10 protein-coding genes and 1 riboswitch are annotated in these 11,817 nt (G+C 29.6%); of the genes, 6 read left to right on the forward strand and 4 right to left on the reverse strand.

Going from position 1 to position 11,817, the window contains the following annotated elements; all coding sequences use genetic code 11:
- Nucleotides 1-68 precede the first annotated feature (68 nt).
- The 3 genes from L3B96_RS07700 (at nt 69) to L3B96_RS07710 (ending at nt 3,386) form a co-directional block, all read left to right on the forward strand.
- Nucleotides 69-1,166 (forward strand): diguanylate cyclase, encoded by a 1,098-nt coding sequence (locus L3B96_RS07700; protein ID WP_238859956.1) that lies wholly within the window; start codon nt 69-71, stop codon nt 1,164-1,166.
- A 360-nt stretch (nt 1,167-1,526) separates the two neighbouring features.
- On the forward strand, nt 1,527-2,495 hold the full coding sequence (locus tag L3B96_RS07705) for a DUF2087 domain-containing protein (protein ID WP_238859958.1): 969 nt from the start codon (nt 1,527-1,529) through the stop codon (nt 2,493-2,495).
- A gap of 420 nt (nt 2,496-2,915) precedes the next feature.
- Nucleotides 2,916-3,386: a GNAT family N-acetyltransferase gene (locus L3B96_RS07710; RefSeq protein WP_238859960.1), complete on the forward strand. Its 471-nt coding sequence runs from the start codon at nt 2,916-2,918 to the stop codon at nt 3,384-3,386.
- Between the two features lie 301 nt (nt 3,387-3,687).
- On the opposite strand, the gene L3B96_RS07715 is transcribed toward L3B96_RS07710, so the two are convergent.
- From L3B96_RS07715 to L3B96_RS07725, 3 genes are read right to left on the reverse strand one after another with little or no spacing between them, the layout of a single operon-like run.
- Nucleotides 3,688-4,443 carry an ABC transporter ATP-binding protein gene (locus L3B96_RS07715; RefSeq protein WP_238859962.1) on the reverse strand — a complete coding sequence of 252 codons (756 nt, stop codon included), beginning with the start codon at nt 4,441-4,443 and terminating at the stop codon, nt 3,688-3,690.
- Between the two features lie 22 nt (nt 4,444-4,465).
- Nucleotides 4,466-5,488: an iron ABC transporter permease gene (locus tag L3B96_RS07720; RefSeq protein WP_238859964.1), complete on the reverse strand. Its 1,023-nt coding sequence runs from the start codon at nt 5,486-5,488 to the stop codon at nt 4,466-4,468.
- Entirely contained in the window at nt 5,481-6,395 is a 915-nt protein-coding gene (locus tag L3B96_RS07725) for an ABC transporter substrate-binding protein (protein ID WP_238859994.1), read from the reverse strand. The genes L3B96_RS07720 and L3B96_RS07725 overlap by 8 nt, the downstream gene beginning before the upstream one ends.
- A 323-nt stretch (nt 6,396-6,718) precedes the next feature.
- A riboswitch (cobalamin riboswitch) is annotated at nt 6,719-6,940 on the reverse strand.
- Nucleotides 6,941-7,696: 756 nt separating this feature from the next.
- On the opposite strand from L3B96_RS07725, the gene L3B96_RS07730 reads away from it, so the two are divergent.
- The 3 genes from L3B96_RS07730 (at nt 7,697) to L3B96_RS27200 (ending at nt 10,235) form a co-directional block, all read left to right on the forward strand.
- Nucleotides 7,697-8,743, forward strand: coding sequence for an FAD:protein FMN transferase (locus tag L3B96_RS07730; RefSeq protein WP_238859995.1), 1,047 nt, complete (start codon nt 7,697-7,699; stop codon nt 8,741-8,743).
- Nucleotides 8,744-8,816: 73 nt separating this feature from the next.
- Nucleotides 8,817-10,058 (forward strand): DUF445 domain-containing protein, encoded by a 1,242-nt coding sequence (locus L3B96_RS07735; protein WP_238859996.1) that lies wholly within the window; start codon nt 8,817-8,819, stop codon nt 10,056-10,058.
- A gap of 51 nt (nt 10,059-10,109) precedes the next feature.
- The gene (locus tag L3B96_RS27200; RefSeq protein WP_275297124.1) at nt 10,110-10,235 is read left to right on the forward strand and encodes a hypothetical protein; all 126 of its coding nucleotides are present in this window, start codon (nt 10,110-10,112) and stop codon (nt 10,233-10,235) included.
- Nucleotides 10,236-10,351: 116 nt separating this feature from the next.
- Here the strand turns inward: L3B96_RS27200 and L3B96_RS07740 are convergent, their stop codons facing one another.
- Nucleotides 10,352-11,797: a serine hydrolase gene (locus L3B96_RS07740; protein ID WP_238859997.1), complete on the reverse strand. Its 1,446-nt coding sequence runs from the start codon at nt 11,795-11,797 to the stop codon at nt 10,352-10,354.
- Between the last annotated feature and the right edge of the window lie 20 nt (nt 11,798-11,817).

Genomic DNA, 11,817 nt, shown 5'->3' on the forward strand with positions numbered 1-11,817 from the left:
GGGGATTTTAGAAATATTAAATTTGTTGGATGAGCAAGTATAAATTTATGAAAAAGGGGTTATAAATTATGGTTCTTGAGTTTTTTCAAAATGCATGTATTTTAATAGCGTTTATGAGTATTGCTCAGCATCTTCTTAGAAATAAAAGAATTTTTGAAGATATGTCATTGAAAAGTAAGTTTTTATGGGGACTTTATAGCGGGATATTAGGTGTGATACTGATGATAAACAGTGTACATATTACGCCAGATGCTTTTATTGATTTTAGGTACATACCAATTTTATTTTCTGCTATTTATAGTGGGTTTTTCTCTTCAATTATTGCTTCCATTCTGATAGCTATTTTTAGATCTTTAATTTTGGGAGTGTCTAATATATCACTAATTGGATCAGCAATTGCTTTAGCTATGGGGATCGGATTTGGGATTATTTCTTTATTAAAGATATCAAAAAAACGTAAATATATTTATTCCATGATCTTCTTTGTTATAGCATCAGTTATTTCATCATTTACAGTACCTCAAAATGTTAAATTTGTTTTTCAAGCAGTGAGTTTATACTTTTCTGGATATTTAATAGTATCGTATATCTCAATTAAATACGCAGACTACATATTTGAAACAGTTAGAATTTATCAAAAGTTAAGAAATGAGGCAACAAAAGATTATTTAACTGGCTTGAATAATGTAAGGGAATTTGACAATAGTTTCAATAATATTTCTCAGAGGGCTGTACGAAAAGAAGAAGAGCTATCTATGTTGTTTATAGATATTGATTTTTTTAAGAAAATAAATGATACTTATGGGCATAATGCAGGGGATACTATTTTAAAGAGTTTAGCCTTAATCCTTCTTGATACATGCAGGGATTATGATGTTGTATCTAGAATGGGAGGGGAAGAGTTTTCTATAATATTATTAGATTGTTCAGACTCTAAAGCCGCTAAGATTGCGGAAAGATTAAGGGAGAAGGTTGAAGATAATGATTTTTATATTTCAGATAATAAATTTATAAAAATTACAATTTCAATCGGAATAGCATCATATCCTAATACGACAACTCAAATTGATAATTTGCTTGAAATGGCTGACACAGCACTATATCAAGCCAAAAATACTGGAAGAAATAAAGTGGTTTTATTTAACAATGAAGAACATAGAATATAAAAAATACCTAAGTAAGAGCTGATAAATAATAGATAGTTAGCTCTTTTTTAATTTATTTGATGTTCAGTCACTACAACGCTAACGCTAAAAACTTCTTTTGTAAAATTCATCATATCTCTCTTTACGAACTTCTATGCATTTGAAATTTAATAATAACAATAAATCATTTAAATATATAATGTTTAATAAAATAGTGCTGACCATAAGTTAGCTTTATTTAGTAACCTATAGAATATTCTTTGAAAGTTGGTTAATGAGATATTTATAAGATATTTTATTAACCAATTTTAAACAGTAAAATTGACATATATATATTAAAATGATAAAATGTCTATTAAATTAATAGACAAGGAGAAGAAAGTGAAAGAGGTTATTCGTGATGCAACTATTGATGATTTTAAAAGGGGTTACATATGGGATAGCAAAAAAGCAGAATTTATTTGTTTAATATGTGGGAAATATACTGGTAAAAATAGTAGTGACATAAGCACTCATACAGCAGAGCATGGGAGCCCTATAGATAGAGTACTAATGCTTGATAAGAAATATACTGGACTTACTGAAATTCAAAAAGAGCTTTTAGAAATGGTGTCAAATAAGTATAGTAATAAAGAAATTGGAATTAAGCTTGGATGTGCAGAATCAACAGTAAGAAATATGAGGTTTGCGCTAAGAGAGAGGGCGAGACAAGCAAGAGCTTTCTTGGCAGCTATAGAGTTAGCTGACGATGGGAATAGTAAAATAGCCAATCCAAAACTTAGAAACTTTCCAGCTAAAGAAGAGAAAAGAAAAGCATTATTACCAAGGTTTGCTAACTTGTTTGAACCAAATAAAGAGTATACGGAAGCTGAAGTAAAAAGAATTATTAAGCCTATTTACGAAGATGATGCAATAATACGAAGATACTTAGTGGACTATGGATACTTGGGAAGAAATGATGATGGAAGTAAATATTATAAGAAATGTGAGGAAGTTATTATGGATAAAATGAGTAAAAAAGAGATAATAAATAATTATAAACAACAAGAAATAGAAATGGGAATAATTCAAATATATAATACAGTTAATGGATATTCTTTCGTGGATATATGTACAAATTTATATAAGCCCTTTGAATCAATCAAATTTCAGCTGAATTTGGGGAGAGCTAAATCTAAAAAATTAAAGGAAGATTGGTCAGCTTATGGGGAAAGTGCCTTCGAGTTTAAAGTTGTTGAAAAACTCGAATCTAATGAAGGTGCTACAGATAAGGAAAAGGTTGAGGATCTAAAAGAACTTTTAAGCTTGTGGATTGAAAATCAAGGAGACAATTTAAAATTATATAAATAAGCTGATTTCTGACGTTATAAATTAAGATAATGGATGATAGACTATGAAATTGCACTGTATGGAAGAATTGAATTTGTGATTTTTAGCTATTTAATATCACTAAATCATGTATGAGTTTAATAATTACTTGAAATGAAATAAAGAGCAACATGTCATAACGGGGATATGAATGTTACTCTTTGATTTATATTTATAGGGGAAAAAATTTATGAAAAAAAGTTTTTGTAAGATCTATAATCTTATTATAATAGTCCAATGTGTCAGGATGGTGGCAAATTTAAACTATAATATGTAGATTTGACTAAGTAATTATAAAAAGCTTCTTTGGAAATTGAATAATGTGATATTAGAAAATATATTATAATTTACAATATAAGTTTCATATAGGACAAAATAAGAAAAAAATTAGGAGAATAATATATGAGTGAAAGAATAGGTATGATTTGCAAACTTGTACCACAAGAACTTGAAGGAATTTATACATTTGATAAGATAGATTCTAATGATATAGATGGATTATCAGTTTCTATGTTAGACGCATTTAAAGATACAGTAGACTTCAATGGCGAAACAATAGAAGAGTTAAATAAGGAGATTTATAGTATTGTTGAAAGTACTTTTGGCATATTTATTCCCGATGCTTCATTTCAAATTAAACAAAATGGGGAAATTGCTGCTGTAATTCTTATAAGTTTGTTTAAAGAAAAACCATTTGTTTCAGAGTTATTTACAGTTAAGAAATATTTGAAACTGGGGATGGCAAGTAATCTTTTGAAAAAGAGCATAAATGTGTTAATGAATTTAGGATACGATGATTTGATTTTATATGTACACCCTGATAATGCAGGTGCTGTAAATCTTTATAAAAAAATTGGATTTATAGAATTATAAATTTTTAAACATATTGCATTGGATTTAAAACATATTGTAATGAATTTAATTGAAAGCGGATAGATTGTTCCATTATAAGGTATTCGTTAAGTATGGAGATAAAAGCCATACCACCAGAAGAAACATTTCAAACCTTATACGGAACACTTGAAGTAGCTTTAGATCCTCAATACTAATGTTTAGCGTAAAAAATGCCCCAATAAAGGGGCGCGTATATGTGTCAGTTAATATTTATTAGATATCTATACTATCTAATTAGAAAATAAGCATTCAATTAATTCACTTCTTTTACAGATATACCTTATTGCCACTGCTTTAAAGCATTAAGCATGAATTTTTTCACATCTATATTATATACATTTCTTAAGTTATCTTCTAGAAATACTTCTTTAGGTGTACCTTGGCTGACTATCTCGCCATTGCTTAGTAATATAATTTTCTCACCAAATAAATTAGATAAATTTAAATCATGTAATACAGCTATTACGATTTTATTATTTTCTTTTGCCCAAAGGCTTAAATATTCTAGAATCTCAATTTGATACTTTAAATCAAGATGATTTGTTGGTTCATCTAATAAAATAATTTCTGGATCTTGGGCAAAGGCTTTTGCTATGAAGACCCGTTGAAGCTGGCCGCCAGATAATTCGCTTATAAGTTTATCTTTTGAATCTATAAGGCCAACACTTTTTATAGCATCTATTATGATTAAATCATCTTCCTTACTTAAAGATGATAAAGCTCCTTTTAAATAAGCATATCTTCCTAAAGCAACAGTTTCATAAACTGTGTAAGGAAAGTAAACATTGTTACTTTGAGTCATAAGTGCAACGTGTTTCGCAAATTCCTTCACAGGTAAATTTTTTATATCCTTTGAATCAAATGTTAGTGTTCCTTTATATTCAATGAGTCTGCCTATAGCTTTTAAAAGTGTACTTTTTCCACATCCATTTGGACCAACTATGCAAAGAATTTCTCCTCTTTTAGCTTTAAAGGCAATATTTTTTATGATATCTATTTTGTCATATCCACAAGAAAAATTCTTAAGTTCTAACAAAATCATCACCTACTTTGATTTATTATTTTCTTTCATGTGCCTTATTAAAATATATGTATGCAAAAAATGGAGCTCCAATCAGAGCAGTAATAGCGCCAATTGGCAATTCTGATGGTATTATAATTATTCTTGCTACTAAATCAGTAATCACCATAAAACAGCCGCCTAAAATTATACAGACTGGAATTACATATTTATGCTTTGCTCCAATGATTCTTCTTACTAAGTGAGGAATTATTAAATCCACAAAACCAATAATTCCACTTAAGGCTACAGCAGAACCTGTTAATATAGCAGAGAAAATAAGAAGTCGAGTCTTTATGGTATTAACATCTACTCCAACTGATTTTGCTTGATCTTCACCAAAAGATAATATATCCATTTCAGTGCAGTAGCGCATAACACCTATTATTCCAATTATAAAAAAGGGAATTCCCATTTGTACATATGACCATCCCTTCATGGAAAAGGAACCCATTTCCCAAAGTGCTATGCTTTTTATATCTTCACTATATAAGGCCGTTACTGTTGTAAGTATTGCACTGCAAAATAAAGAAAAAACCATACCAGATAAAATTATAGTTGAAGTTGACATGCTTTTATCAACATTGTAGGCAAATTTTATGATAATAAATACAGTCAAAAGCCCACATAAAAAGCCTGTTAAAGGAAGAGTAAGCCTGCCGAGCACAGGGATTGAAAAACCAGATATTATAAGAAATCCAACTCCAAGAGAAGCTCCAGAAGATACTCCTAAGGTATATGGTGAAGCAAGTGGATTTCTAAGTAATGATTGAACCACAGCACCACTAACTGATAAGGAACTACCTACAAGAAAGGCTAAAAAAACTCTAGGCAATCTTAAATTCCAAATTATCGCCACATCATTAGGGTTAATCTCTTTAAGTAGTGGAATTCCTAAAACTTTATATCCAATTATCGATGCAATATGGATTAAGCTAGTATCAGAACTTCCAATAGAAGTCCCGATACATAGAATTAAAAATGTTAAGGGTATTAATAATATAATAATTTTTTTATACATTTGCATATTCCTCAGGATAAATAGCTTTTGCTATTTGTTTAAGTGCTTTCAGTATATTTTGTGATGGCCTCGAAGAGGAATTATTATCAATAGCAAAGACTTTATTATTTTTAATTGCAGTAACTTCTTGAAAACCATCACGAGTCTTTATATTATTGATAGCATTACTTGTAGGTTCATTTGTAAGTATTACATCAGGATTGGCTTTTACTACAGCTTCAGGACTTGGAGATATCCACGAATTTTCATTTGCAAAGATATTTTTGGCGCCTACAATTTCAATCATTTCATTTAAAAATGTATTATTACCAAAACTATATAAACCTGAAGTTGACCCTATTTCAAAATATACATTTTTCTTATCAGTAATGGTATCTCCAATTTTCTTTATTGAACTTATTTCATCCTTTAAATTAGCTGTCATCTCATCACCTTTTTTCTCAGTGCCAGTGATTTTTGATATAAAGTCAATATCTTTATAAAGGTCTTCTATGCTTGAACTAGTAGGTATGTATACAACAGGGATTCCAGCTTCTTTAACAGCTGCAAAGGGGTCTTCACTCCCAGTTTTATTATGTCCTGAAGCTATTATTATGTCAGGCTTTAAACTCACAAGAGTTTCAGGATCTGGATTCTTAAAGTCAATTTTAGGCAAATCTTTATTGATACCATCCACATCTGATGAATATTTGTCTATAGCTACTAGCTTATCTGAAAGTCCCAGTCCAACTAATATTTCGGTATTTGATGGTGCTGTAGATATTATAGTGTTTACTTTTTCGGGAAGCTTAAAGCTGTTACCTTCTCTATCTGTCATTGTTGCAGTCTTATTACCACAACCGAAAAGTGCACTCATAGCTAATATAACTATTAGAAAAAGTGATAAAAATTTATTTTTTAGTTTCATGATGCCCTCCTAAAATATATTGTATTTAAGGGTAACAAAAAAAGCATACCCATCGAGAGTATGCATAGACGCATAATAAACATGCCTATAAAAATCATAATAAAACTTATAAGTCTTATTTTCATAAAACGCATGATTACTTAAGTCACATTCAAAAAATAACAAGTTCATTTACCAGCTTATTTTCAACTATCCTTCGGAAGTAGACTGACCTAATAGACCAGCTATGAGATCAATTTACCATCTTGACTGATGAAAAACGCTTATATCTGTACTTGAAATTTATTTTCATGTGCCTAATATCCCACCCTCAGAGGATATTATCGGTGTATAAAATCAAGGTATCCCGACTTAACTTCATCCTAATTTCAAGCCTTCCCAATTTCTCAGTGGCACGTTAGACACAATCAAAAAATAAAAGATTGGACTTGTTATTTTTAATTATGCCTTTGATTTCGTCAGTTTCACGGTTACTGGGGTAGTTGAAGAATTTCACTCCATTCCCTTATTACTTAAATGCAGACTACAGTTTGCATTCATATAATTAAAGTATTTGACATAAAAAGATTATACTATTCATAGTAAGTTTTAGCAATAAACCTTGTAAATATATAGAGAACCCAACTATAATATATACTTATGCGTATAACTCACCGAAATCATAAATATTTTGATTCCGAAAAGCTATGAAAATATCGCTGAAGGTTCTAAGCAGCAGGTTGTATCCACTTTAGCATGCTCCAACTTTCAGTTTGACAAGCTAAAATGGAATAACCTACAGCTAAGAACCTTTAACAGCTCATTTTCAAATGTTTTCTTCACAAATATATTTATGATTTCTAGTAAAGATATGAACTTAAAGTTTTAGTAAATTTGTTAATATGTTCATCTATATAGATAAGCCAATTATAAGTTAGATTTATACTATGAAATATATCCCAACTAGAAATGGGTAATATATTTTTGTGGAATGTTTCATTGGTAATTTTGATGGATGTGATTCTTTGGCTATAAGTTGTTCCAAATGTGCTAGTTCAGAGCTTGTTCTTTGAGGCTAGCACTTTGGGTGCAACTTTATAGCCTTAGAATCACCCATCAGAATTACCTAGAAACTGGAACAAAAGTATATTATTCATTTCGGTGAGGTATGCGCATAAATCTAAGTTATATATTGTTTATCTATAAAATGTTAAATAAAAATATTACTTTATTGGAAAAAATTCTATAAAATGACTCTAAAATGATGTAAAATGTTTGGTAGATTAATAAATTTATTAAAATGAATTATGAGGGCGATTAAAGTGATTAAAAAAATATCTATGTTAATGACATGCATACTATGTATTCTTATTTTTTCAGGGTGTTCAAAGAATCAGGAGATTATTACTAAAACGGCATTGAAAATGGATACTGTTTTTCAGCTAAAAGCATATGGTCCAAAAGCTAATGAAGCTATAGAAGCATCTCTTTCAAGATTAGATGAGATTGAGCAAATGGCAAGTGTGACTATAGATAGCAGTGACATAAGTAAAATTAATCAAGCTGCAGGTAAAGAATATGTACAAGTACATCCTGAGATTATTAAAATGCTTGAAACCGCAGTTAAGTATTCTAAGTTGAGTAATGGTGTATTTGACATAACTGTGGGCCCACTTGTAAATCTTTGGGGAATAGGAACTGATAACGAAAGAATACCTACAGATGATGAGATTAAGTCAAAACTACCGCTAGTTGGATATAATGATATCAGTATAAATGAAGAGAATAATAGTATTAAGTTACTAAAAGAAGGTATGGCAATAGATTTAGGTGGAATAGCTAAAGGATTTGCCGCAGATGAAGTGTTAAAAATTTATAAAAAGTACGATATTAAAGGAGGGATTATAAGCCTTGGAGGTAGTTCTATATATACAGTTGGTCAAAAGCCAGATGGAACACCATGGAATGTTGGAGTTAAGCATCCTAGAAAAGACAGTGATCAAGATTATGTAGGAATAATTAATTTATCAGAACAAGCACTTTCTACCTCTGGGGATTATGAAAGATATTTTATAAAGGATGGTAAGAGGTATCATCATATATTAAACCCAAGCACAGGATATCCAACAGATAATGGTGTAATGAGTGTAACTATAGTTGTAGACAGCAGTATTCCTGATAGCAATATGCTTGCTGATATTTTAACCAAAACTGTTTTCATAGCAGGTGTAGATAATGGTTTGAAATTTATAGACAGTTTGCAAGGTGTTTCATGCATGGCAATAACTTCTGATTATAATATTTACAAATCTTCAAACTGGAATATAAAATTAGATAAATTAGATCCAGAATTTAAATTTGCTAATTAATTTTTTTATTATGCCTCAGTCTAGTATAAATTTTACAATATGTTTACATACTGACAATATAGGAGGCTATAATATGAAAATGAAAACTAATCAAAGAGCCTTAATTTTATTAGTCATTATGTTTATAGGTTTCATAATTACTTTGTTTCCACAAAATACCCCTATAATAACTATATTGCAAAGTGGATTTGAAGCTGGAGTTGTAGGTGGATTTTCAGACTGGTTTGCAGTAGTAGCACTTTTTCGGTATCCCTTAGGAATTCCAATTCCACATACTGCACTTCTGCCTAGGAATCGTAAAAGAATAACAGAAGGTTTAGTATCAATAGTTGAAAACAACTTGCTCAATAAATCAAGTATTATAAATAAAGTACATGAATTAGAAGTAGTGAAAAAGATATTAAATATATGCAAAAAAAATATATGTTCTAAGCAAGGAATAGAAGCAGGAATGTATGTTATTAAACGTGTCATAGAGCATATTCCTATAGGAAAAGTTTCTTTATCTTTACTTAAACTAATTCAAAAATATTTGAATACATTAGATTCTAAAAACTTACTTGAAAAATTAATTGGCATATTCTTAAGAAATAATTATGAAGAGAAAATTTTAGATAATTTACTTATTAAGCTTGAAGAGATAGTAAAGCAAGATAAAGTAAAGAATGAACTTGGAAATATAGTATTCAATTCTATAAATAAACTAAAGATAAGTGGAATAATGCAATATTCATTAAATACAGTCTTAAATGTTTTAGGAAAAGATAAAGTAGGAAAAATAGCTCAAGATTTAGTCGTTGTAATATTAAAGGATTTAAAAAAACATGATAATACCAGTAGAATTACACTGCTTGAATTAATGCAGAGCAATATAAGAAACATAAGTAACAATGAAGAAGTTATACAAAAAATAGATGAGTATAAAATGAGATTAGGCAGTAATGTTGAACTAAATAACTTTACAATAAAAATATTAGATGAATTAAAAAATATAATATTAGGTTATGTTAAAGAAGACTACATAAGAAATAATATACTGCCAATGCTAAACAATTTAATAGACAATATATCAGAGGATATTGATTTAATAAATAAATTAGAGCAGCAGATACAGGAACGTGTATCAGGTTACATAAATTCCAATCATGAAAATATAGGCAGATTAGTTAGAGATAATATTGAAAGATTGGATACTGAAACCCTTATAAAATTGATTGAAGAGCGTGTAGGCGATGACTTGCAGTGGATAAGGATAAATGGTGCTATTTGTGGTTTTTGCGTTGGTCTGGTATTAGGAATAATTAGAGTTTTGTAAATATTAAAAACACATGGTCAGTGTTTATTAATAAATAAGAGCATATGTAGGTTGAAAATTGCATTGCTAAAAAATAGAGTTTTACAATGTTTTTTAGTAGATTTTAGAGTAGATATTATTGCTGTAGAAGAAGGTACTGAACTTATAAAGAGAATTGCAAATAAAGAAGATCTATAAATGCAATTCTGTATTATTATATATGTTGCAATGCAAAATTCACAATTACAGCTAAAATTCTTACAATATTTTTAGAATTATGATGAAGAATTATTTTTGCAATATATATATTATTATTATTTACATTTCATGAACAAAATTTCTTTTACAGTCTCCTCAAAAGGTATTGAAACACTTTTAATATTTCCTGTGCTATCATAATTAAAGGTCACATCAACCAAGTAATATTCCATTATTGTCATGGTAAAAATGTCATAGCATTTATGATTAAGTGTATAGTCTATATTATTATAAATTAATTTTAAGCTATTATCTTTTACTTCGATTTTTAAAGAACCATATGCTGGATTTTCATATATGCCAGTATATTCTTCAAGGGAGTGAGATGGAGTTGAGTTATCTTTTTTTGAGTCTATTGTAGGCTTAGTAACAGCTTCCATTGCTTTCATCATCTTTGCAGCTTCATCCTCTAGTTTTTCACAAAAATCACTATGGTCATAGCCTAAAAGCTTGTCATATATATGGTATGCTATAGGCATTGCACAGACAGGATTATTTAAATTAGTAAGAATAACTACGCCAATATTCTCGTCTGGAAGAAAACTCGTATAGGAGCAAAATCCATCTATATTTCCACCATGGTTAACATGTTTTCTTCCTCTATATGCTTCAACAAACCAGCCTAAGGCATAAGATGAGAATTGTAATTCATCAAACTTTAAAGGGATTAGCTCACAAGGGAGTTGAGGTGAATGTAACTCACTTATAGTTTTTTCTGATATAATCTGTTTTCCATTTACTTTACCTTTATTCAAATGAAGGCTAAGCCATTTTAACATATCATTTAAACTTGAATTCATAGAACCAGCAGGAGCAACAGCATCTAGTTTTCTAAAGTCTATTTGATTAATTTCTTCACCTTTTTGCGCATAGGGCTTACTGTAATCAGAAGACTTTTTTGAAACATCTACTGAGAAATTTGTGCTGTTCATACCAAGAGGCTCAAGAATTCTTGATTTCACAAATTCTTCCCAGGTCATTCCTGTAACTAGTTCAACAAGGTAGCCAGCTGTGGCATACATCAAATTATTATATTGCCATGTTTCTCTGAAATCTTTACTAAATTCCAAGTATTTAATTTTATCTACCAGTTCTTTTCTGCTTAAAGAAGGATTTGTATACCATAAAATATCATGTCTAGGTAATCCAGAACGATGACAAAGCATGTCCCTTAATGTAAGATGTTCTTCAGCATATTTATTTTGCATTTCAAAACTAGGCATGTATTTTTTTATAGGAGTATCAAGATCAAGCTTACCTTCATCAACTAATATACCTATTGATAGTGAGGTAAAAGATTTACTTGCAGAACCTATGGCAAATAAAGTATCTTTTGTAACATTCAAATTTTTGTTAACATCGCGCAGTCCTAACTCATTGCAATATATTATTTCATCATCTTTAATAATACCTACAGCCATTCCGGGAATTTTCCACTTATTCATATACTTAGATAAAAAGTCATTAAGATCTTGAGAGTTATTAGATAGAATATCATTCATAATATTGTACCACCTTTATT

It is taken from the genome of Clostridium sp. YIM B02569 (genome assembly GCF_022320765.1).
GTDB lineage: Bacteria > Bacillota > Clostridia > Clostridiales > Clostridiaceae > Clostridium > Clostridium beijerinckii.

Bases quoted from the DNA above. Each gene is read 5' to 3' on its own strand.
- L3B96_RS07725 (WP_238859994.1), bottom strand. From the start codon at position 6,395: ATGAAACTAAAAAATAAATTTTTATCACTTTTTCTAATAGTTATATTA.
- L3B96_RS07735 (WP_238859996.1), top strand. From the start codon at position 8,817: ATGAAAATGAAAACTAATCAAAGAGCCTTAATTTTATTAGTCATTATG.
- L3B96_RS07700 (WP_238859956.1), top strand. From the start codon at position 69: ATGGTTCTTGAGTTTTTTCAAAATGCATGTATTTTAATAGCGTTTATG.
- L3B96_RS07740 (WP_238859997.1), bottom strand. From the start codon at position 11,797: ATGAATGATATTCTATCTAATAACTCTCAAGATCTTAATGACTTTTTA.
- L3B96_RS07710 (WP_238859960.1), top strand. From the start codon at position 2,916: ATGAGTGAAAGAATAGGTATGATTTGCAAACTTGTACCACAAGAACTT.
- L3B96_RS07720 (WP_238859964.1), bottom strand. From the start codon at position 5,488: ATGTATAAAAAAATTATTATATTATTAATACCCTTAACATTTTTAATT.